Source organism: Mesorhizobium sp. M1078 (assembly GCF_040318615.1).
Lineage (GTDB): Bacteria > Pseudomonadota > Alphaproteobacteria > Rhizobiales > Rhizobiaceae > Mesorhizobium.
Genome location: NZ_JAMYMP010000014.1, coordinates 159,933 through 181,918, shown reverse-complemented (window position 1 = coordinate 181,918; position 21,986 = coordinate 159,933). Strand labels below are relative to the sequence as shown.

Annotated in this window: 22 protein-coding genes and 1 pseudogene; 10 read left to right on the top strand and 13 right to left on the bottom strand. The window is 62.2% G+C overall.

Going from position 1 to position 21,986, the window contains the following annotated elements:
- Positions 1-288 precede the first annotated feature (288 nt).
- Positions 289-1,071: a class I SAM-dependent methyltransferase gene (locus NKH38_RS19865; RefSeq protein WP_023670688.1), complete on the bottom strand. Its 783-nt coding sequence runs from the start codon at positions 1,069-1,071 to the stop codon at positions 289-291.
- A gap of 118 nt (positions 1,072-1,189) precedes the next feature.
- Between NKH38_RS19865 and gloB the strand changes: the two genes are divergently transcribed.
- Together gloB and NKH38_RS19855 are read left to right on the top strand one after the other, a co-directional pair.
- Positions 1,190-1,957 carry a hydroxyacylglutathione hydrolase gene (gene gloB, locus NKH38_RS19860; RefSeq protein ID WP_023670687.1) on the top strand — a complete coding sequence of 256 codons (768 nt, stop codon included), beginning with the start codon at positions 1,190-1,192 and terminating at the stop codon, positions 1,955-1,957.
- Positions 1,958-1,977: 20 nt separating this feature from the next.
- On the top strand, positions 1,978-2,409 hold the full coding sequence (locus tag NKH38_RS19855) for a cupin domain-containing protein (RefSeq protein WP_352762199.1): 432 nt from the start codon (positions 1,978-1,980) through the stop codon (positions 2,407-2,409).
- Here the strand turns inward: NKH38_RS19855 and NKH38_RS19850 are convergent.
- From NKH38_RS19850 to NKH38_RS19840, 3 genes and pseudogenes are all read right to left on the bottom strand, one after another.
- Positions 2,406-3,079, bottom strand: a pseudogene (locus NKH38_RS19850) (lysoplasmalogenase). The gene NKH38_RS19855 and the pseudogene NKH38_RS19850 overlap by 4 nt on opposite strands.
- Positions 3,076-3,963, bottom strand: coding sequence for an aromatic amino acid exporter YddG (yddG, locus tag NKH38_RS19845; protein WP_352762198.1), 888 nt, complete (start codon positions 3,961-3,963; stop codon positions 3,076-3,078). The pseudogene NKH38_RS19850 and the gene yddG overlap by 4 nt, the downstream one beginning before the upstream one ends.
- Positions 3,964-4,007: 44 nt before the next feature.
- Positions 4,008-4,808 (bottom strand): DUF3108 domain-containing protein, encoded by an 801-nt coding sequence (locus tag NKH38_RS19840; protein WP_023714981.1) that lies wholly within the window; start codon positions 4,806-4,808, stop codon positions 4,008-4,010.
- A 260-nt stretch (positions 4,809-5,068) separates the two neighbouring features.
- On the opposite strand from NKH38_RS19840, the gene rpmB reads away from it, so the two are divergent.
- From rpmB to NKH38_RS19825, 3 genes are all read left to right on the top strand, one after another.
- On the top strand, positions 5,069-5,365 hold the full coding sequence (gene rpmB, locus NKH38_RS19835; RefSeq protein WP_023670682.1) for a 50S ribosomal protein L28: 297 nt from the start codon (positions 5,069-5,071) through the stop codon (positions 5,363-5,365).
- Positions 5,366-5,527: 162 nt separating this feature from the next.
- On the top strand, positions 5,528-6,208 hold the full coding sequence (locus NKH38_RS19830; protein WP_023714982.1) for a queuosine precursor transporter: 681 nt from the start codon (positions 5,528-5,530) through the stop codon (positions 6,206-6,208).
- A gap of 3 nt (positions 6,209-6,211) precedes the next feature.
- Complete coding sequence (locus tag NKH38_RS19825; RefSeq protein ID WP_023714983.1) at positions 6,212-6,883, top strand: polyamine aminopropyltransferase; 672 nt, start codon at positions 6,212-6,214, stop codon at positions 6,881-6,883.
- A gap of 5 nt (positions 6,884-6,888) precedes the next feature.
- Here the strand turns inward: NKH38_RS19825 and NKH38_RS19820 are convergent, their stop codons facing one another.
- From NKH38_RS19820 to NKH38_RS19805, 4 genes are all read right to left on the bottom strand, one after another.
- The gene (locus NKH38_RS19820) at positions 6,889-7,914 is read right to left on the bottom strand and encodes an esterase-like activity of phytase family protein (RefSeq protein ID WP_352514779.1); all 1,026 of its coding nucleotides are present in this window, start codon (positions 7,912-7,914) and stop codon (positions 6,889-6,891) included.
- A complete protein-coding gene (gene cobT, locus NKH38_RS19815) occupies positions 7,911-9,809 on the bottom strand; it encodes a cobaltochelatase subunit CobT (RefSeq protein WP_352650950.1) in 1,899 nt (632 codons plus the stop codon). Before cobT ends, NKH38_RS19820 begins: the two co-directional genes overlap by 4 nt.
- 11 nt (positions 9,810-9,820) lie before the next feature.
- The gene (gene cobS, locus NKH38_RS19810) at positions 9,821-10,807 is read right to left on the bottom strand and encodes a cobaltochelatase subunit CobS (protein ID WP_023670677.1); all 987 of its coding nucleotides are present in this window, start codon (positions 10,805-10,807) and stop codon (positions 9,821-9,823) included.
- Between the two features lie 123 nt (positions 10,808-10,930).
- The gene (locus NKH38_RS19805) at positions 10,931-11,560 is read right to left on the bottom strand and encodes a J domain-containing protein (protein WP_032887126.1); all 630 of its coding nucleotides are present in this window, start codon (positions 11,558-11,560) and stop codon (positions 10,931-10,933) included.
- 168 nt (positions 11,561-11,728) lie between these two features.
- Between NKH38_RS19805 and NKH38_RS19800 the strand changes: the two genes are divergently transcribed.
- Complete coding sequence (locus tag NKH38_RS19800; RefSeq protein WP_023670675.1) at positions 11,729-12,031, top strand: BolA family protein; 303 nt, start codon at positions 11,729-11,731, stop codon at positions 12,029-12,031.
- A gap of 11 nt (positions 12,032-12,042) precedes the next feature.
- On the opposite strand, the gene NKH38_RS19795 is transcribed toward NKH38_RS19800, so the two are convergent.
- Both NKH38_RS19795 and NKH38_RS19790 read right to left on the bottom strand, forming a co-directional pair.
- Positions 12,043-13,596: an acetolactate synthase large subunit gene (locus NKH38_RS19795; RefSeq protein ID WP_352762197.1), complete on the bottom strand. Its 1,554-nt coding sequence runs from the start codon at positions 13,594-13,596 to the stop codon at positions 12,043-12,045.
- Positions 13,553-13,981, bottom strand: a complete 429-nt coding sequence (locus tag NKH38_RS19790) for a hypothetical protein (protein ID WP_352762196.1) — start codon at positions 13,979-13,981, stop codon at positions 13,553-13,555. The genes NKH38_RS19795 and NKH38_RS19790 overlap by 44 nt, the downstream gene beginning before the upstream one ends.
- A gap of 152 nt (positions 13,982-14,133) precedes the next feature.
- Here NKH38_RS19790 and NKH38_RS19785 point away from each other — a divergent pair, with 152 nt between their 5' ends.
- The 3 genes from NKH38_RS19785 to NKH38_RS19775 are packed head-to-tail and all read left to right on the top strand — an operon-like array spanning position 14,134 to position 18,968.
- Entirely contained in the window at positions 14,134-16,083 is a 1,950-nt protein-coding gene (locus NKH38_RS19785; protein WP_352762195.1) for a PrkA family serine protein kinase, read from the top strand.
- Positions 16,084-16,100: 17 nt separating this feature from the next.
- The gene (locus NKH38_RS19780; protein ID WP_023686733.1) at positions 16,101-17,408 is read left to right on the top strand and encodes a YeaH/YhbH family protein; all 1,308 of its coding nucleotides are present in this window, start codon (positions 16,101-16,103) and stop codon (positions 17,406-17,408) included.
- Between the two features lie 9 nt (positions 17,409-17,417).
- Entirely contained in the window at positions 17,418-18,968 is a 1,551-nt protein-coding gene (locus NKH38_RS19775) for a SpoVR family protein (RefSeq protein WP_023670670.1), read from the top strand.
- Positions 18,969-19,008: 40 nt separating this feature from the next.
- Here NKH38_RS19775 and NKH38_RS19770 read toward each other — a convergent pair whose 3' ends face one another.
- From NKH38_RS19770 to NKH38_RS19760, 3 genes are read right to left on the bottom strand one after another with little or no spacing between them, the layout of a single operon-like run.
- Positions 19,009-19,905, bottom strand: coding sequence for an HlyC/CorC family transporter (locus tag NKH38_RS19770; protein WP_023731087.1), 897 nt, complete (start codon positions 19,903-19,905; stop codon positions 19,009-19,011).
- Complete coding sequence (aroB, locus tag NKH38_RS19765; RefSeq protein WP_023731088.1) at positions 19,902-21,035, bottom strand: 3-dehydroquinate synthase; 1,134 nt, start codon at positions 21,033-21,035, stop codon at positions 19,902-19,904. The genes NKH38_RS19770 and aroB overlap by 4 nt, the downstream gene beginning before the upstream one ends.
- Positions 21,032-21,643 carry a shikimate kinase gene (locus NKH38_RS19760; RefSeq protein WP_023670667.1) on the bottom strand — a complete coding sequence of 204 codons (612 nt, stop codon included), beginning with the start codon at positions 21,641-21,643 and terminating at the stop codon, positions 21,032-21,034. The genes aroB and NKH38_RS19760 overlap by 4 nt, the downstream gene beginning before the upstream one ends.
- A gap of 172 nt (positions 21,644-21,815) precedes the next feature.
- Between NKH38_RS19760 and NKH38_RS19755 the strand changes: the two genes are divergently transcribed.
- Positions 21,816-21,968 (top strand): hypothetical protein, encoded by a 153-nt coding sequence (locus tag NKH38_RS19755; RefSeq protein ID WP_023670666.1) that lies wholly within the window; start codon positions 21,816-21,818, stop codon positions 21,966-21,968.
- Positions 21,969-21,986: the final 18 nt, after the last annotated feature.

Here is a 21,986-nt window from a genome sequence, read left to right as displayed (position 1 = left end):
CCGCCATAATGCCGACCGACGTCCAGACCAGCCACTTGCGCACCGGTGAGCCTATCAGCGCCCGTTTGATCGTCGCCACCTGATCGCGCAGGCTGCTGGCTTCGACGGTTACCGGCTGAGCGGTGGCGGACTTGTCCGGTTGATCAGCCATGCACGAGGTCCTTGCGTTCAGAAGCGTTGCTGAAACCAGATGGAGATACTTGAAGGCATCCGCCGCTCAAACGGACCGCGAATGCATCTGCGACAGGTAGGTGGGAAAAACCCACGCAACACCAGTTTTCATGATGATCACGAAGGTGTCACCTGACGCGTCGTCGATGTCACCCCTTCCGCCCGGCGGCCAAGCCGCGTCGCACCGTGCGGTGACAGTACCGGCACGAAGACACGGCGCGAGGCGCGCTGCGCGACCGGCACGCCCTGATAGAGCCGCTTCTGCGCCTCGACCACGATGACGCCGGAAAAGATCGGCCAGAACCGCCGGCCGGCGCGCTCCAGCACATTGTGGAACCGCATCATGAAGCGCCGCGGCGATGGCGGGAAGAACAGCGCGTCGGACCAGGAAGCCGGTGTGAAATTCGCCTCGCGCAGCAATTCTGTCAGCTGGCCGCGCGAGAACGGCCGGCCATTGCCGAACGGCGTGTGCTCGAACCGCGCCCAGACACCGCGCCGGTTGGGCACGACGATGACGACGCGCCCTGCCGGCGACAGCACCCGCCAGATCTCGTTCAGCGTCTCGCGCGGGTTTTCGACATGTTCGAGCGAATGCACGAGCAGCATGCGGTCGATGCAGGAATCGACCAGCGGCAATTCCTCGTCGAAGACCAGCGCCGTAGCCGTCGGCCCGTTCGCCGGCCAGACGACGGCGCCTTGCGTAGCAGGCATGAAGGCAAACACCCGCTCGGCATCGGTGCCGAACCGCTCCAGCCACGGCAAGGTATAGCCGAGCCCGACCAGCCGCTCATTGGGCACTGTTGCCCATATTGAGGACAGCGCCATGGTGATCGAGCGTTCAGCCAGGCGGCCGAGCGTGGTCGAATAGAAGGAGCGGAGATCGACGATATCGGAATGCATGCGCGGGACGGTAGCTGCGATGCCGCCCAAGTTCAACAAAGCCGGCACGTTCTGCAAAGCTAGAGTGACATCGGCGGCCAAGCGCCCTATGTCTGCGCCAACAGATGGAGAGATGCCAATGCCCGTCGAAATCGAACAGTTCATGTGCCGCAGCGACAATTTCGGCGTGCTGGTGCATGACCCGAAAAGCGGCGAGACCGCCATTATCGACGCGCCCGAAGAAGCGCCGATCATTGCCGCGATCGAGCGTACCGGCTGGAAGCCGACGATGATCCTGACCACCCACCACCATGTCGACCATGTCGAGGCCAATCTGGCGCTGAAGGAGCGCTTCAAGCTGCGCATCGTCGGACCGGAGGCTGAAAAGGAAAAGATCCCCGGCATCGACGAGACCGTCGGGCAAGGCTCGGTCGTCCATCTCGGCGGCGAGCGGATCGATGTCATCGCCACGCCCGGCCACACTGCGGGCCATGTCTCCTATCATTTTCCGGCCTCGAAAGTGGCGTTCACCGCCGACACTTTGTTCGCGCTCGGCTGCGGCCGGCTGTTCGAATGCAAGCCGCCGGTGATGTATGAGTCGCTGAAGAAGCTCGCCGCACTCCCGGCGGACACGGTCATCTATTGCGGCCATGAGTATACGCTTTCGAACGCCCGCTTTGCGTTGACCGTCGACCCGACCAATTCGGCGCTGAAAGAACGCGCCGCCAAGATCGAGACCCTGCGCGCCGACAACAAGGCGACGCTGCCGACCACGATCGGCGAGGAATTGTCGACCAATCCGTTCCTGCGCTGGCACGACCCGGCGATCCGCAAGCATCTCGGTATGGAGGAGGCCTCCGACGCCGAAGTGTTCGCGGAAATCCGCAAGCGCAAGGACAATTTCTGAGCATCGTTCCGGGATCAGCCATGACCAGCGCCGCTGAAATCATCGCCATGCTTGGCCTCAAGCCGCATCCGGAAGGCGGCTGGTATGCCGAGACCTTTCGCGACGGCGCCGGTGGCGCGCGTGGCCATTCGACGGCGATCTATTTCCTCCTTGAACAGGACCAGATTTCGGCCTGGCACCGGGTCAAGGACGCGGCCGAGGTCTGGCACTTCCATGCCGGAGCGCCGCTGGCGCTGTCGATGTGCGAGGAAGGTAGTCCAATGCTTAACCAGGTGATCGGGCAGGTGCTCGGCATTGAGCTTGCGGCGGGCGAGCGGCCGCAGATCGTCGTGCCGGCCGGCTGGTGGCAATCGGCGCGCAGCCTCGGCGAATGGACGTTGGTCGGCTGCACCGTGGCGCCGGGCTTCGACTTCGCCGCGTTTGAAATGGCCGAGCCGGGCTGGCAGCCTTAGGCCAGAAGAAAACCAAGAGTTATGCAGAGCTGGGCGGCGTAGTACAGCACCCAGACCGCATAACGGATGCCGGCGCGATAGGGTGCTATTGCCGGAACCAGGAATTTCTCGCGGCAAGCAGCCCGTCCGATGCCATGAACATAACAGCGCCGCCGATGACCCACGGATTGTCGAGCGTCAACGCCGAGATGCCCATCGCCAGAATGGCCGCGATATAGACGGCGATCGGCACCCGCAGGCCGGGACTGACACGGCGCCAGAGTGCTGCCAGCATGACGACTGCGAAGGCCGCCATGGCCAGCGCGATGGCGCCGCGCCATGTCTCGGTGCTGAGCACATCCAGCCCGCCGCCGCTGCGCAGGAAGAGCGGCACATAGAGGACATGCGCCGCAAGGAAGCTGGCCAGCCCGCCGAGGAAGGCCTTTTCGCCGTCACGCGACAGGAAGGCGTCGCCGACGGCGCTGAGCGCCAGCGCCGCGACGAGCAACAGCTGCCCACCTTGCATGAAGGCCAGCGCCGCAAGCATGGCCACGGACAGCGTCTTTGCCGCCGAGCGGGCCAGCGTCGGCCGCATATCCAGGGTGAGGGCGTAGATCACCGCCGCCACCAGCGAAAAAATCAATGTGGCGTTGGCATTGGCGTCAATGCCGCCGGCAAACGGCATCGTCATGCGCTTGCTCCACCCGCTGCCGCCTTGCGCAGGAACAACGATTTCGCCGCCAGCGCCGCGCCGCCGGTGATCAGCACGCAGGCCGCCAGGATACGCAGCGACGGCTCGGCAACGCCCGCCGCGATCAGCACCAATGTCGACAGCAGTGGCGCCGCATAGCTTGCCGCGCCGAGCACCTGGATGTTGCCTCGTTTGACGCCGATATCCCAGGCGTAGAAGGCGGCACCCACCGGCATCAACCCCAAACCAACCACCGACAGCCACTGGCCGGGGCCATCGGGCAGCACCGTCTTTTCCAGCAGAAGATGGCAGATGAGGGACAGGGCTGCCGTGGCGGCGCAGAACCAGGTGACGATCGAGGTCGGCACCGCCGGAAAGCGCCGCGACAGCAGCGAATAGGACGACCACAGCAGCGCACACACGGCCGCCATCGCATAGCCGAAGGTGTAGCGAGCATCGAAGGCGAGGCCGCCACCCTTGGTGACGATCAGCACGGTCCCGGCGAGCCCGAGCAGCGCGCCCACGACATGGTTCCAGGCCAGCTTCTCGCCCGGCATCAGCGCTGATCCCAGCACGATCAGCAGCGGCCACAGATAGGCGATCAGGCTTGCCTCCACCGCCGGCGCGTTGCGCAGCGCGGTGAAATAGAAGAAATGGTAGCCGAACAGTCCGGCAATGCCGATCACCCAGACCTGGCGTGGGATCTTCAGGCTTTTATCGGTCGCCGGCATGAACAGCCGGGCAACCAGCCCGACCGCGGTGCCGATGGTGAAGGTGATGGCCGAGAGCAAGAATGGCGGCACGGCGCCCGACGCATCGGTGAGCAACGCCAGCAGCGCCCACATGGCGACCGCCGAGAAACCGATCAGTGTTGCGCGCCCCATGCCCGTCTCCGGCGACGCGCCCCATTCTATTCGGGTGGGCGCGTCTATTCAGTTGCTTCGAACCGCCCCGCGCTGACAGTCAAGGTGCCGATCTGCGTCCCGACCGTGGCGTGGATCGGCGCATATATGCCGGTTTGGCCGAGCGGTGCAAACGTCACCATCATCTGGCTCTTCTTCTTCAGGTAATTCAGCGCCTTGCGGCCCTTGCGGTAGCCTGCCACCGGCTCGAAGCTCATCTTGCAGGTAACGGTGTCGCCCTTGTAGCCCTTGACCGAGATCGATCCTTTCGAGGCGTAGGTCAGCGTCAGGTCGGCGCGCATCTCGCCGTCATAGAATTTCACCTTGCGCCCACAGACCTGGTCGAGGCTGTCGGCATGGATGACGGTAGCCGCCATCGGATCGAGCACCGATGCCAGATCGTTGCTGCCCAGCGGTATCCAGTTTTTGGGATTGCGCTTTTTCGGTTCGGGAATGACCTGGGTGGCGGTCACCGCGCCATTGGCAAAGCGGATATCGACCATGGAAGCCTTCTTGCCGGACTTATAATCCGCGCGAAATACCTGTGGCTGCATCTGCTTGCCCAGGATCTTGCCCTTTGACGAGATCGTGCCGCTCGTGTCGTCGAACAAGGTGGCGAGACCCGCGCTGGAGACGGTGCCGTCTATGGAATAGTTACCGCCTTCGTAGTGGCTGGAAAATGTCGCCTTGGCCACGGAAAGGCCGAGGAACGACACCGTGTATTCGCCCTTGAAGGACTGTGCGGTGGCTGCGGGCGCGGCAGCAAGGGTGGATGTCGGCAAGGCGGCGACAAGTATGGCGACAACGGCATGTGACGGGCGAAGCATGGCGGGCTCGGTCCTTGATTTTTTTATCCGGAGCGCGGGCGACTCCGGCTTGATATGTCCCTGTCCGACCGCTTATAGGCTGAATTCCGGCCTTTATGTGAAACGCTCGTCACAGTCGTGGGTAAGCCGGAGCTTGACGCATTGGCGAAATGCAACTATGGAACGCCAACTTTTCCATAAGGCCGCCTGACTGAAACCGCGCGCCACCCGGCGCGGGCGAACAAGGTTTGGCAGGCTAGACAGAACTGAAGGTTAGAACCATGTCCCGCACCTGCGAACTCACTGCCAAGGCAGTCCAGACCGGCAACAATGTGAGCCACGCCAACAACAAGACCAAGCGCCGCTTCCTGCCGAACCTCGTCAATGTGACGCTGATTTCGGAAGCGCTGAACCAGAATGTGCGCCTGCGCATTTCGGCCAACGCGCTGCGTTCGGTCGAGCATCGCGGCGGCCTCGACGCCTTCCTAGCCAAGGCCGACGCCAAGGAATTGTCGCAGCGCGCGCGCCTGTTGAAGAAGCAGATCGCCAAGAAGCTGGCTGACCAGCCCGCCGCTTAACGATATCAAGGCGGGGGACGACCGCCCTGAGCATCGGAGCAATCCGATGCTCAAAACATTAAAGGCAGCAGCATCGGAGCAATCCGATGCTCAAAACTTGCAAGGCAGCGCGATCCGGATTTCGGCTAGCGCCTGGCTGGTTCCATTACCCAGAATAAAAAAATGACTTCCTTCTCGCGATATCTGCCCTTTGTGGCCGCCATGGCGCTTGTCGTCGTGGCATCGAACATCCTCGTGCAGTTCCCGATGCAGGGCCAGGCCGGCGGTCTGTCGCTGGGCGACATCTTGACCTGGGGCGCCTTCACCTATCCCTTCTCCTTCCTGGTCACCGACCTTGCCAACCGCCGCTACGGGCCGACCGTGGCGCGCCGCATCGTCCTTGTCGGCTTCATGACCGCTGTGGTCTGCTCGATCCTCGTCCCGCCCTTCCTGTTTCGCCACGGCCTGATCGAGTTCGAGACATCAGCCGACCGGCTGGTGCGCATCGCCGCAGCTTCCGGCGCGGCTTTCCTTTGCGCGCAATTGCTCGACGTCACCGTGTTCAACCGGTTGCGCCGGCAGAGCTGGTGGCGCGCGCCGATCGTCGGCACGCTGGTCGGCTCGGTGTTCGACACCCTGGTATTCTTCAGCATCGCCTTTTCGGCCGCCTTCGCTTTTGCCGGCCCGAACGACAGCTTTGCGCTGGAGACGGCGCCGCTGATGGGCGTGCTGCCGGTCGAGACCATGCGCTGGGTCTCCTGGGCGCTGGGCGACCTCTCGGTGAAGCTGATCATCGCTGTTGTGGCCCTGATCCCCTACCGGCTGCTCGCCGCCCACTGGAGCCAGCCGACCGTGGCTGTCTAGGCCGTGATCCCTTGGGTCCAGCTCGGCTCGGCCAAAACGCCTGACGGCGGACAGGAACTGCGCCTCAAGCAGCGCGGCAGCGAATTCTCGATCATGCTCGGCACCAATGAGCTGATGAACAGCCGCCTCAGCGGCTCCGAAGAAGCGCTGGCCAAGCTCTCCTGTGAAAAGATCGGCGGCCGCGCCCAACCGAAAATCCTGATCGGCGGCCTCGGCATGGGTTTTACGCTGCGCGCTGCGCTTGCCCAATTGGGCGCCGACGCAGGCATCACGGTTGCCGAGCTTGTCCCCGCCGTCATCGCCTGGGCGCGCGGCCCCATGGAGGCGGTCTTCGCCGGCTGTCTCGACGATCCCCGTGTGACGGTTCGCGAAGCCGACGTCGGGCACATCATAAGATCCGACAAGGCAGCCTGGGACGCCATCCTGCTCGATGTCGACAATGGCCCCGAAGGCATCGTCTACAGGGGCAACGACGCCCTCTATGGCGCTGCCGGCCTCGGCGCGGCGCGTGCAGCGCTCAGGCCCGGGGGCGTGCTGGCTGTTTGGTCGCAAGGCCCCGATGCCGGCTTCACACTTAGGCTCAAGCAGGCGGGCTTTGTCGTGGACGAGGTGAAGACGCGCGCCAATGGCAAGCGCGGCGCGCGCCACGTCATCTGGATCGCCACCAAGCCTTAGGGCTCTCAATCCTGGTGCAGGATGAATTCCAGATAGAGGTTGCGCTGCAGGATCGAATGGTTGTCGTCCGAGATCAGCGACACCATCAGCGCTCCGTCATCGCGGGTCCAGACGTCGAGTCCTTCCATATTGTCGATCTGGTAGCCCATGTCGGCTTCCATCAGCACCGGCCCGTCGGCAACCGCGCCCTTCTCGACGCTTTCGCCATAGATGCGCCTTAGCCGCATCCTGACACCGCCGGCCATCGAGAAACTGCGCTCCAAAAGCAGCAGGTCGCCATCCGGCAGGAAGGCGCCGTCAGTGATGTCGAAATCACCGTTGCGCTTGACCGTGAAGACGCCCTTGTGCGGCCCTTCGATGATGGCGGCATAGATGTTGCCAGCCTTGTCCAAGCTCTTTTCCGAGACCACGACGAGGCCGCCCGCGTGCTGGCCGTTGGGATTGGCGTGGGTGACGGTCTCGAAACCGCGGTTCTGCCGCAGTTCCCGGGCTGGAACCAGGAAGTTCAGTTGCTTGAACGGCGCAGTCATGTTGCTGGGGTCGATCTTGAACTGGGCGACGCGGTGATCGCGCTCGAAGCCGACGGTTGCAATGCCGTCGTTGACTGCAAGGCCCTCGGCATCGACTTCCCATTTCTTGTCGATCGGCCGGCCCTTCTCATCGACCATCTGCTGCATGCGGAAATTCTGGATGCCGGACGGCCGCTTGTCGGCATCATGGGTGATCGAGCCGAAGAACCAGAAGCCCGTATCGGCGACGCCGATGAAATCGCTGCCGGGTTTGACGAACCGAAATGCCGACAGCGCGCCGAAATCGCGCGTCGTCGAGTTCATCTCAAGACCGCCGACCAATTCCAGCAGCCCAAACTGCTTGTCGGCGCTGCCGATACGGAAGGTGGTGATCGGCCGCGCCGAGACTTCGACCGGCTCGACCGCGCTTGGGCCGGCGGCGATGGCCGGCGCAAACGCCATGCCGAACAAGGCAGTGACCGCGAAGAGCATCTGCCGAAACCCGCCGCGCAAAAAAATCATCCGGCGCGCCGGTAGCCGCCGCGGCGTGTATCGCGCACGTTTTCCTCGGCAAACAGCGAGGCCAGCTGCTCGGTCATGGCGCCGGCCAGTTCCTCGGCATCGACGATGGTGACGGCGCGCCTGTAATAGCGGGTAACGTCGTGGCCGATGCCGATGGCCAGCAGCTCGACCGGCGAGCGCGTCTCGATCAGTTCGATGACGGCGCGCAGATGCCGCTCGAGATAGTTGCCAGGATTGACCGACAGCGTCGAATCGTCCACCGGCGCGCCGTCCGAGATCATCATCAGGATCTTGCGCTGTTCGGGCCGGGCGATCAGCCGGTTGTGCGCCCATAACAACGCCTCGCCGTCGATGTTTTCCTTGAGCAGGCCCTCCCGCATCATCAGGCCGAGATTGCGCCGGGCGCGACGCCACGGATGATCGGCGGATTTGTAGATGATGTGGCGCAGATCGTTGAGCCGGCCGGGGTTCGGCGGCTTGCCGTCCTTCAGCCACTTCTCGCGAGCCTGTCCGCCCTTCCACGCCCGCGTGGTGAAGCCGAGGATCTCGACCGAGACGCCGCAGCGCTCCAGCGTGCGCGCCAGAATGTCGGCACAGGTGGCGGCAACCGTGATCGGCCGACCGCGCATCGAGCCCGAATTGTCGAGCACCAGCGTCACCACCGTGTCGCGGAATTTGGTGTCGCGCTCCTGCTTGAACGACAACGGCTGCATCGGGTCGATGACGACACGAACCAGGCGTGCCGGATCGAGATAACCCTCTTCGAGGTCGAAATCCCAGGAACGGTTCTGCTGCGCCATCAGGCGGCGCTGCAGCCGGTTGGCGAGCCGGCCGACGACGCCGGAGAGATTGGCCAACTGCTTGTCGAGGAAGGCGCGCAGCCGGTCGAGTTCTTCTTCCTCGCACAGCTCTTCCGCACCGACCGTCTCGTCGAAGGCGGTGGTGAAAACCTTGTAGTCGATCTCTTTCGGCAGGTTGGCGAAGGGGTTGTCGTTACGGCGCGCCTCGCCCGGCGTTTCGGCGTCCGCATCGTCATCGTCGGAAAGATCGTCGGCAGTGGCGTCGGAGGCCTCAGTCTCGGACGACTGTTCGTCGTCGGCCGAGGCCTCGGCATCCTCGGACTGCGACTGCTCGGAGCCGGAATCGTCTTCACCGCCCTCCTCGCTCTGCTCCTCGCCTTGCGGCTGGTTGTCGTCACTGTCCTCGGAGTCTTCGGTTTCCTGGTCGTCTCCGAGTTCCTCGGCCATCTCCATGGACGCAAGCATCTCGCGCACGACGCGGGCAAAGGCCTGCTGGTCGCCAAGCTTGGCCGACAGTCCGTCGAGATCGGCCTTGGCTTTTTCCTCGACCCAGGGCCGCCAGAGGTCGACCAGCCGTTCGCCGCTCTTCGGGATCGGCCGTCCGGTCAGCTTTTCGCGCACCATAAGCGCCAGCGCCTCCTCGATCGGCGCGTCGGCCTTGTCCTTGACGTCGACAAGGTTGGCCTTGGCGTATTTGTCCTCCAGCATCGAGCCGATATTGTCGGCGACGCCCTGCATGGCGCGGCTGCCGATCGCCTCGACGCGGGCCTGTTCCACGGCGTCATAGATCGAGCGCGCCAGCTTGCCTTCCGGCGCCAGTTTGGTGTGGATGCGCTGATCGTGGCAGGCGCGCTTCAGCGCCATGGAATCGCCCAGGCCACGAGTAATCGCGATGTCTGTCTTGGACGCTTTCTTCGGCAGTTCGGGCAATCGGGCGCGGCTGCCGGCGAGCGCCGGGCGGTCCTTGGCGAAACCGACTTCGAGCTCCTTGTCGCCGGCGATGGCGCGCATGCAGACGGTGACGGCACGCTTGAAGCTGTCGGCTTCAGACCCCGTCTTCGACTTGTTGCGCGTGTTGTCGCCCGGACCCGCCATCGAGGCTCTGCTCAGCCCAGCACCACGTTGGCGGCGCTCTCGGGCAGGTCCTCGCCGAAGGCGCGCTGGTAGAACTCGGCCACCACCGAACGCTCCAGCTCGTCGCACTTGTTGAGGAAGGTCAGCCGGAACGCCATGCCGATATTGCCGAAGATCTCGGCATTTTCGGCCCAGGTGATGACGGTACGCGGGCTCATCACGGTCGACAGATCGCCATTGATGAAGGCCGAGCGCGTCATGTCGGCGACGCGCACCATCTTGTTGACGATGTCCTTGCCCTTGCCGTCGCGATAGTGCTTGGCCTTGGCCAGCACGATGTTCACCTCATTGTCGTGCGGCAGGTAGTTCAGCGTGGTGACGATCGACCAGCGATCCATCTGCGCCTGGTTGATCTGCTGCGTGCCGTGATAGAGGCCGGTAGTGTCGCCGAGGCCGACCGTGTTGGCGGTCGAAAACAAGCGGAACGCCGGATGCGGGCGGATGACCCGGCTCTGGTCGAGCAGCGTCAGGCGGCCCGACGATTCCAGCACGCGCTGGATGACGAACATCACGTCCGGACGGCCTGCATCGTACTCGTCGAAGCAGAGCGCGACATTGTGCTGGTAGGCCCAGGGCAGGATGCCGTCGCGGAATTCGGTGATCTGCAGGCCATCCTTGACGACGATGGCGTCCTTGCCGACGAGGTCGATACGGCTGACATGGCTGTCGAGGTTGACGCGCACGCAGGGCCAGTTAAGGCGGGCGGCGACCTGTTCGATATGGGTCGATTTGCCGGTGCCGTGATATCCAGACACCATGACGCGGCGATTGTAGGCAAAGCCGGCAAGGATCGCCAGCGTCGTCGCCTTGTCGAACAGATAGTCCGGATCGATGTCCGGCACATGTTCCGAGGTCACCGAATAGGCCGGCACCACCATCTTGGACTCGAAGCCGAATTTGTCTTTCACCGACACCGTCGTGTCGGGCAAATTGGCGATGTCGCGATCGACCTTGTTCATCTCTATCCAAGTCTCCACTGGCGAAATGCCTGATTTCGCCGGCAATCGATTTTGTCCGGGGGCGGTCTTAGAGCCTTTTCCACCCTTATGAAAGTTGGAAAACGACACGAACCGTTAGGTTGCTCAGCACAAACCCGCCTGCTTGAGCACGCGATAGGCCTGCAGCACATCGCGGAACCGGTCTTCCGAACCTCTATCGCCGCCATTCGCATCCGGATGGTGGCGCTTCACAAGTTCCTTATAGCGCGCCTTGATGTCCTTGCCAGTCGCCTTTGTATCAAGGCCAAGCGTTTCCAGCGCCTTGGCCTCAAGCGGCTTGGCCTTGCGTTCGCGCGCCTCGCGCGGGTCCTTCGGCCCTTTGAACAGGTCGAAAGGATCGCGCATGCGGTTGTAATAGCCGGCGCGACCGGAACGCTGCTGGGCGAAATCGGGCGAGGAGCGCGTCGAGGCGCCGGCGACGCCCATCTTCCATGTCGGCCGGTGGCCGGTCATCGCTTCCTTCTGGAAGCGGGCTATCTCGGTGTCCGGCACGCCGGAGAAGTAGTTGAAACCCTTGTTGTATTCGCGCACATGATCGAAGCAGAACTGAAAATACTCGCCTTCCTTCATGCGTCCGACCGGCGCCCGGTGGGTACCGGCCTCCTTGCAGCCGTCCCACTGGCAGATCGGCGAGTGCGACTTCAGCTCCGCATCCTTGTCGGGACGGACCCGAATTTTCTCGAAATATTTGGGGTACGGTTTCATCTCACCCATTTATGGGCTGTTCGCACGTGCGAAACAAGAATTGACATTTTCGCGATCATCGCCCTAACCGCTGAATCGCGGCATAAAGCAGGGCGAATGGCGATTTTTGAGGCGGCCCGGCGGGATCGATCCCGATTTCCCGATCACGCCTTGCAGATATGGTGAAGGGAGATGGCGATGTCCATACAGGCGACGATGGAAGACAAGCTGAACAAGGCGTTTTCGCCGGAGCGGCTGGCGATCGTCAATGAAAGCCACCTTCATGCCGGTCATCACCACCACGGCTCCGACGATCACGGTGCCTATGACGGCACCGGCGAGACGCATTTTCGCGTCCGCATCGTCTCATCCGTCTTTGCCGGCATGAGCCGCATCGACCGCCACCGCGCCGTCAACGAATTGCTCGCAGCGGAGCTGCAAGCCGGCGTCCATGCGCTGGCAATCGAACCGGCTGCACCCGGCGAAAAGACCCGTTGGTAAGTCTCTCCGCCTCAGATCACCGCTTCGATGAGAAACGGTCCCGGACGCGACAGGGCACTGTCGAGCAGCGCGTCGAACCGCTCGCACGTGTCGGCGCGGGCCGCCTCGACGCCCATGCCTTTGGCCAGCGCAACCCAGTCCAGCGCCGGATGGTCGAGATCGAGCATGCGCCTAGCGTTCTCGCCGATCTCATTGACCCCGACATTCTTCATTTCGCCATGCAGGATGGCGTAGGTCCGGTTGGAAAAGATGATGGTCACGACGTCAAGCTTTTCCCTGGCCTGGGTCCACAGTCCCTGCACCGTGTACATGCCACTGCCGTCGGCTTCGAGATTGATCACCTTGCGGTCCGGGCAGGCGATCGCCGCGCCGGTAGCCATGGGAATGCCGCCGCCGATCGATCCGCCCGTACCCATCATGTAGTCGTGCGGCGCCGCAAAGGCGGATAGCGTGAAGAACCGTCTCGCCGAGGTGACCGCTTCGTCGCAGACGATGGCATTGGCCGGAAGTTTGCGCGCCACCGACAGCGCGATGGCATCGTCCGTCAGTCTGCCGCTCAGCGTCGGTTCGTCTGGAATGGCGGTTGCGGCGGCGAATTGCTGCGTCGGCTTGATGCCGAGCTCGTCGGCCAGCGCCTCCAGCGCCGCTTTCAGATCCTGGCCATGCGCCGCCAGCGAAAGCACCTTGCAATCGTCCCGAACCAGCCGCCCGGGCTTGCCGGGATAAGCGAAGAAGGCAACCGGCTCCTTGGCGCCGACCAGCACCAGCAAATCGATATCCCGGAGCGTGGCCGTCGCCGCATCGACCGGATAGGGAATGCGGGTCGGGGCGAACCGCCCGCGGCCGCGCTGCATGCGGGCGATCAGAACCTCACTGAACAGCCTGACATCGCTTCCCGATGAGATTCTCCCTGCGATTTCAAGTCCATCGGCGCGCGCCGCCTGCCCACGCACCACCATGCCGACACGGCCCGGCGCGGCGCGGATTGCTTCGGCGATCGTGCGCACAACAGCCATGTCGACGGCGGGCGGCGGCTCAAGCTCCACCTTGCCAGGTGAAATCGCAGCAACTTCGCCCCAGGCGGCATCCGCAGGCAGGATCAGCGTCGTGACGCCAGGCGGCGTGAGTGAGGCGCGGAAAGCCGCCTCTGCGGCCGGCACAATATCGGCCGGCCCCTTGACGCGGCCAACCCAGTTCGACATCGGCGACGCCAGGCCTTCTATGTCGCTGGTCAGCGGGGCATCGAGCGGCAGATGGTAAGAAGCATGGTCGCCGACAATGTTGATCATCGGGCTGCGCGCACGCCTTGCGTTGTGCATGTTGGCCAAACCGTTGGCGAGACCCGGTCCGGTATGCAGCAACGTTGCTGCCGGGCGGTCGGTCATGCGCGCATAGCCGTCGGCGGCGCCGGTCACCACGCCCTCGAACAGGCCGAGCACGCAACGCATCTGAGGTTTGCGGTCCAGTGCGGCAACGAAATGCATTTCGGATGTGCCAGGATTGGCGAAGCAGACCGTGACGTCATTGGCCAGGAGCACGTCGCACAGCAGATCGGCGCCATTCATGATTTTCTTTCCCAATCGACAATTCAGGAACAATTGCACCTGTAGGCGCCGGGTCGGCAATGTCCCGCCGGGGCTTTTGGTCTGATCCAGGACGCCTCGCGGGGATCCGGCGATCAACCGACGGTCCATTCAGGAAGGCCAGCATCGCGGCGGTCAACGCGTCGCCGTCCTCGCCGAAGTCGTGATTTATCGACATGTACGTGTAGGCGTTGCCGTCGAACAGCGTCACTTCAGTGCCGATGGCGCGCAGGCGTTTGGCAAAGCCTTCGATTGGTCGTCGCGGCCTTCGGCGCGCGAATAGGCGATGAAGGTCGGCGGATGCTTGTGTCCATCGAGATAGCTGGCCGGCGACAACGCCGCCCATCAGCGCCGCAGCACCGGGCAACCCGCCATTCCAGCCACTCCGAATGTTTCCTCCCAAGCCTTCTACCCGGATTGCAGCCACTCTCCTTCATGTGAAGGGAACCAACAATGCTTTCCGACAGTTGAAGGTGATGAGGCGATTGGAATCCAGATCGGCTCCGAGGGCAGAACATCATGCGTGCAACCCAATCCGACGTCTTCGATCTTTTTTCGGAAATTTATGCCAATGCGGCGGACGAAGAGGTCAGCATCCAACAGTATCTTCTTGCCTGTCGGGAAGACAAATCGATGTACGCTTCGGCGCCCGAAAGGATGGTCGACGCAATCGGCGAACCAAAACTGGTTGACACCAGCAAAGACGAGCGCCTCGGCCGCATTTTCGCGAATCGGACCCTCAAGATCTACCCTCATTTTTCTGACTTCTATGGAATGGAGGATACGATCGAGCGCATAGCTGGATATTTCCGCTATGCCTCGCAGGGGCTCGAAGAACGCAAGCAGATCCTCTATCTCCTCGGCCCGGTCGGCGGCGGCAAATCCTCTCTGGCCGAGCGCCTGAAGAAACTGATGGAGCAGCGCCCGATCTACACGCTGAAGGTCGGCAACCAGATCAGCCCGGTTTTCGAGTCGCCGCTTGGGCTGTTCCATCCCGATCACATGGGTGATCTGCTAGAGGATAAATACGGCATTGCCCGGCGCCGGCTGAACGGATTGATTTCGCCATGGGCGGCCAAGCGCCTCGACGAATTGTCTGGCGACATTTCCAAATTCAGCGTCGTCAAGCTGATGCCTTCGCGGCTGCGCCAGATCGGCATTGCCAAGACCGAACCTGGCGATGAGAACAATCAGGATGTCTCGGCCCTGGTCGGCAAGGTCGACATCAGGCAATTGGAAAATTTTAGCCAGTCCGACCCCGATGCCTATTCCTATAGCGGTGGCCTGAACCGGACCACGCAAGGTCTGCTTGAATTCGTCGAGATGTTCAAGGCACCCATCAAGGTTCTGCATCCGCTGCTGACCGCGACACAGGAAGGCAGCTACAACGGCACTGAAAATTTCGGCGCCTTTCCCTACCAGGGGATCATCGTCGCCCATTCCAACGAGTCGGAATGGCAACAGTTCAAGAGCAACAAGAACAACGAGGCGTTTCTCGATCGCATCCTGGTGGTCAAGGTACCCTATTGCCTGCGGATCACCGAAGAGAGGCAGATCTATGAGAAATTGCTGCGTGAGAGCGAGTTGGCCGCCAGCCCCTGTGCCCCTGAAGTTTTGGACATCCTCAGCCGCTTTGCAGTTTCGACGCGCTTGGCCGAGCACGACAACTCGCCGCTCTACACCAAGATGCGCGCCTATGACGGCGAAAATCTGAAGGAAGTCGATCCCAGGGCAAAGTCGGTCCAAGAATATCGCGACGCCGCCGGCGTCGATGAAGGCATGACGGGCGTCAGCACGCGCTTTGCCTTTAAGATCCTTTCGCAGACATTCAACTTCGATAATGAGGAGGTGGCCGCCGATCCTGTGCATCTGATGTACATTCTGGAGGAGGCGATCAAGCGGGAGCAGTTCCCGAAGGAAACGGAAGCGGCCTATCTTGAATTCATCAAGTCGGAGCTTGCGGCGCGCTACGCCGAGTTCATCGGCCACGAAATCCAGAAGGCCTATCTGGAGTCCTATAGCGAATACGGCCAGAACCTCTTCGACCGCTACATCGCCTATGCGGATGCCTGGATTGAGGACCAGGACTACAAGGACCCCGACACCGGCCAGATCCTCAACCGGGAGATCCTGGACAACGAACTTTCGCAGGTCGAGAAACCGGCAGGCATCGCCAATCCCAAGGACTTCCGTAACGAGGTGGTGAAGTTCACTCTGCGCGCTCGCGCAAGAAACAACGGCCGCAACCCGTCATGGACCAGCTATGAAAAACTGCGCGAGGTCATCGAGAAGCGGATGTTCGGACAGGTCGAGGACCTCTTGCCGGTGATCAGCTTCGGCTCCAAGCAAGACAGCGTTACGGAAAAGCGCCATAACGAATTCGTGCAGCGCATGATCGAGCGTGGCTACACAGAACGGCAGGTACGCCGGCTGGTGGACTGGTACATGCGGGTGAACAAGGCGGGTTGACAGAGCCGGATGGTTCCATGCCGATCTTCATCGACCGTCGCCTGAACCCCAAGGACAAGAGCCTTGGCAATCGACAGCGCTTCCTCAGGCGTGCTCGCGAGGAGTTGAAGCGGAGCATTCGCGATCAAATCCGCACTGGCAGGATCGCCGACGTCGATACCGAGCACGCCGTGCCCATGCCTGAAAGGAAAACGGCCGAGCCGAGCTTCAACGATGACAGGGCCAGCGGACGGCGCCGACACATCCTTCCGGGCAACAGGCATTTTTCCCCTGGAGACCTGCTCCCGAAGCCGCATGGGGGCGGCGCGGCGTCGTCGCCAGGAAACACGGCGTCGGAAGACGATTTTCGTTTCGTGCTGTCACGCGAGGAGGTGCTCGAACTCTTTTTTGAGGATCTCGAACTGCCCGACCTGGTTAAGCTCAATCTCAAGGAAATCCTTGCCTTCAAGCCGCGCCGGGCCGGCTTCGCGGCGACCGGTTCCCCGACCAACATCAATGCCGGCCGCACCATGCGCAACAGCCTAGGCCGGCGCATTGCGCTGAGGCGCCCCACGCAGCAGGAACTGGAGGCGATCCTCCGGGAAATCGTCACGCTTGAGTCGGCCCCGGCCGGCGCGGCGGTGCGCCAGCGCATCGCGGAATTACGCGACGAGCTTGACCGGCTGGAGCGACGGCGCAGGCGAATTGCCTTTGTCGATCCGGTCGATATCCGATTCAACCGCTTCGACGCCCGGCCGGTGCCGAATGCCAATGCCGTCATGTTCTGCCTTATGGACGTGTCCGGATCGATGGGCCAACGCGAAAAGGACTTGGCCAAACGCTTCTTCGTGCTGCTGCACCTGTTCTTGAAACGGCGCTACGAACGCACGGAGATCGTCTTCATCCGCCATACCCATGAGGCGCACGAAGTGGATGAGGACACGTTCTTCTACAACACGCAGAGCGGCGGTACGATCGTCTCCACCGCGCTCGACGAAATGCACCGCATTATCGGCCAGCGCTATCCTGCCAGCGAGTGGAACATTTACGCCGCGCAGGCCTCTGACGGGGACAATTTCACCACCGATTCCGAGCGATGCATAGAGCTCATGAACGGCAAGCTCATGCGCCTGTGCCAGTATTTCGCCTATGTCGAGATCATCGACGAACGCGAGAGCCACATATTCGGTGCTACCGAAAACGGGACGTCGCTTTGGCGCGCCTACAGTACGATCGAGCTGAAATGGCCCAACTTCCAGATGAGCCGCATCGCTGCTCCCGCGGATATTTACCCGGTCTTCCACCGGCTCTTCGCCAGACAGCCGGCGGCCATCAAGAGCGCTTGAGAGAGAGAGATGGTCAGGCGAGCCAACGAAACGAATTTGTTGTTTTCCGGTTCTGACTGGAATTTCGAGAAATTATCGCGGGCTTTTGAAGAGATCGAGGCGATCGCGGTCGACGAGTTGCATCTCGATACTTACCCGGTCCAGATGGAGATAATCTCCTCCCAGCAGATGCTCGACGCCTACTCATCTATCGGCATGCCACTGATGTATCGGCATTGGTCGTTCGGCAAACATTTCCTTCACCAGGAGCTTCTTTACCGTAAGGGTGGTCGGGGGCTGGCCTATGAACTGGTCATCAACTCCAATCCCTGCATCGTCTACCTCATGGAGGAAAACACCATGGCGTTGCAGGCCCTTGTGACGGCCCACGCGGCGCTTGGCCACAATCATTTCTTCAAGAACAATCATCTGTTTCAGCAATGGACCGACGCCGGGGCAATCCTGGGTTATCTGGACTTCGCCAAGGGCTACATCGCCCGGTGCGAGGAGCGGCACGGCCTTGCAGCAGTGGAGGCCATTCTCGATTCCGCCCATGCGCTGATGGAACAAGGGGTGTTCCGCTACCACCGGCCGCCAAAGCTCTCGTCGGAGCGACAGCGCGAAGGGCTTCGCGAGCGCCTCGAATACGAAGAGCGCTCCTACAACGATCTGTGGCGCACGCTGCCGCCGTCGCAGAACAAAAACAAGTCCGGCAATGAGGATCAAGGGATGGCGGAGCGCAAGAGATCGCTCAACCTGCCCGAGGAAAACCTCCTTTATTTCCTCGAGAAGAACAGCCTGATCCTGGAACCCTGGCAGCGCGAGATCATCAGGATCGTCCGCGTCATCGCGCAATATTTCTACCCGCAGCGACAGACTCAAGTGATGAATGAAGGCTGCGCCACCTTCGTGCATTATACGCTCATGAACATGCTATTCGATCGTGGCCGGATCGGCGAAGGTGCCATGCTCGAAATCCTGCGTAACCATTCGAACGTGATCTTCCAGCCGGCCTTTGACGATCCCCGGTTTTCAGGCATCAATCCCTATGCCCTCGGCCTCGACATGATGCAGGACATACAGCGCATTTCGACCGAGCCGACGGCGGAGGACCGCGACTGGTTCCCGGACATTGCGGGACATGGCAACTGGCGCGAGGTCCTGCTTGAGGCCTGGGCCAACCACCGCGACGAATCCTTTATCCGCCAGTACCTCAGCCCGAGCTTGATCCGAAAATGGCGGTTCTTCGTGCTTGGCGATGGAGCCGACAAACCGCATTTCGAAGTCGCATCGATCCACAACGAACGTGGCTATCACAAGATACGCGCCCAGCTAGCCCACAGTTACGACCTTGGAGCGAATCGGCCGGACATCCAGGTGATTGATGTCGACCTGCTCGGCGACCGGCAGTTGCGGCTGCAACACAGGGTAAAGGATGGTGTTGTGCTCGAAGGGGCCAGCCGTGACGCGACGCTCCGCCATGTCCGCAGCCTCTGGGGCTACGAGGTCAGCCTGGTCGCAGTTGACGCTCAAACCGGTGCGACAATCCACGAACGGTCTACGAGCCAGATCGCGGCATAAGCTCGGCAAAGAGCGTCCTGTTGCGGGCCTGCTCGTTACCTCAGGCTTCGCCCGCCGGCCTGATCCTGATCCTTGCGATCCGGTTCTTGTCGCGCTTCATCACCACGAAGCGCTTGCCGTGGAAGGTGAAAGCCTGCTTTTCCTCGGGGATCGACTGCGTCTCGTGGATGACCAGGCCGGCAATGGTGGTCGCTTCCTCGTCAGGCAGGTTCCAGTCGAGCGCCCGGTTGAGATCGCGGATCGGCACGGTGCCGTCGACGACCACGGAACCGTCCGCCTCCTGCTTGACGCCCTGAATGTCGACATCGTGCTCGTCGGCGATCTCGCCAACGATCTCCTCGATAATGTCCTCCAGCGTCACCAGCCCTTCGACCTCGCCATATTCGTCGACGACGATGGCGAAATGCGCCTTGGCGCGCAGGAAGGCGTTGAGCTGTTCCTGCAGCGTGGTGGTGTCGGGCACGAACCAAGGCTTCGAAGCGATCTTCATCACGTCGATCCGGGAAAAGTCGTTGCCGACCTCGTTCAGCGCTCGCAGCAGGTCCTTGGCGTGCAGCACGCCGACAATGTTGTCGAGAGAGCCTTTCCACAACGGCATGCGGGTGTGCGGGCTTTGCAGGATCTCGCGTACCACCGCTTCCGGCCCATTGTCGGCATTGACCGAGCGCATATTGGTGCGGTGGACCATGATGTCGGAGACTTCGAGCTCGGCGAGATCGAACAGCCCGCCGACGCGGTCGCGGTCCTCTCGCACCATCTGGCCGTCGCGGCGGAAATCGTCGACCGCGCCGCGCAACTCGTCCTGGGTCGAGCGCTGCGGCTCGATGCGCGACAACTCATAGCCGAACATGGCAAGCAGGCGCGTGCGCACGGCCAGGACCAGCAGGATGAGGATGGCAAGGACGGCGACGACGGTCCAGCCGGGCTCGTTGATCATCGCTGCCGGCTTTCCTGGCCCGGGTGGTTCTCCCTGAGGAACGAAAGCACTTCCGACGCCGGTACATCCTTGGCAATAAAAGCTTGGCCAACGCCGCGCGTCAGGATGAATGTCAGCGCGCCGCGCGACACTTTCTTGTCCTGGGTGATGAAGCCAAGCAGCGCCTCGGCATCGGGCAACTCACCAGGGATGTCGGCCATCCGCCAGGGTAGACCGACGGCGCGAAGATGCGCCTCGACCCGCGCCGCGTCGTCCAGGCTGGCCAGATTGAGCCTTGCGGAAAAGCGGTGCGCCAGCGCCATGCCGATGGCGACGCCTTCGCCATGGACGAGGCGGGCGCCGTCATACTGTGTGGCGCCTTCCAGCGCATGGCCGAACGTGTGGCCAAGATTGAGCAGTGCGCGGTCGCCGGTTTCGAACTCGTCGCGGGCGACGACATCGGCCTTGGCGCGGCAGGCCTCGGCAATCGCCTCCGCCCGTTCCGCACCACCGGCGAACACCTTTTCCCAGTTCGCTTCCAGCCAGGCGAAAAACGCCGGTCGGTCGATCAACCCGTATTTGGCAAGCTCGGCATAGCCGGCGCGAAATTCGCGGATCGGCAGCGTGTCGAGCACTTCGGTATCGGCCAGCACCAGTTTCGGCTGGTGGAAGACACCGACCAGATTCTTGCCGCGCGGACTGTTGATGCCGGTTTTGCCACCGACCGAGGAATCGACCTGCGCCAGCAGCGAGGTTGGAATCTGGACGAAATTCATGCCGCGGCGCACGATGCCGGCGGCAAAGCCGGTGAGGTCGCCGATGACGCCACCGCCGAGCGCAATGACGACATCGCCGCGCTCCAGCTTGGCGGCGAGCACGCCGTCGACCACCTCTTCGAGATGGGCAAAGCTCTTGGTCTTTTCGCCGGCCGGCAAAGTGATGACGGCAGGCTGGATGCCGCGTGTTTCCAGACCGGCCTTCAGCGCGTCGAGATGTGCCGCCGCGACATTATCGTCCGTGACCACCGCCGCCCTCGTGCCGGGCAGGCGGCGCGAAATCTCGGCGCCGGCGCGCGCCAAAAGGCCAGGGCCGATCAGGATGTCATAGGCACGCTCGCCAAGGCCGACCTCGACAGTGACCGGTTCGCTCACAGCCGCACCTCGCCTGGTGCAGTCGGAGCCGGAATGCCGAAATGCCCGCACAGCGCGTCGACAACCTCCGTCGCAATGACCTCCTTGCGGTCGTCGCGTGTCGGCACGGTGATGTTGGACGTGGCATAGACCGGGTAGCGCTCGCCCATCAGTCGCTCGAGCACGGCGCGCGGATCGGCGCTTTTGAGCAACGGCCGGTTCTGCTTCTTGGACACGCGTTCCATCAACAGGTCGATCTCGGCCTTCAGCCACACCGACACGCCATGCCCGGCGATCGCTTCCCGCGTCTGCGCATTCATGAACGCGCCGCCGCCGGTCGACAGCACCTGCGGCCCACTCTCCAGCACGCGCAGGATGACGCGCTGCTCCAATGCCCGGAATTCGGTCTCGCCATAGCGTTCGAACAGTTCCGGCACCGTCATGCGCGACACGGTTTCGATCTCCTGGTCGCTGTCGACGAAGGGCAGCGACAGCATCGTCGCCACCTTGCGGCCGATCGCCGTCTTGCCGGCGCCCATCAGGCCGACAAAGACGATCGAGCGGCTGCCCAGCCTGTCGAGCAGCGCGGCATGGCTATCGCCGGGAGGATTTGCTGGTAACGCGTTCATGAGACCATGCTGTTTCTAAGCCGTCTTTGCCGGCGTATCGACATCAAAAGCCCGTTTGCGTCAAGCATAGCGCCTTTCGCACGCAGAGCCCTTCGTCCTTGAATTGACGGAATTAGCGTCCCATAAGGACACAGGGCTTGGAATCGCAGAGTAAGAAGACGGGCGAAGATTGATGCCGACACTGTTCCGCTTTGTCGTGACGATGATGATTCTTGCCGGCATTGCCTATGGTACGATGGTGGCGTTGGCGATGTTCGTCGAGCCGAAAAAAGCCGAAATCACCGTGCGCATTCCACCGGAAAAGCTGAACCCCAAGAAAAACTGACCCAAAACTGACCCCTGG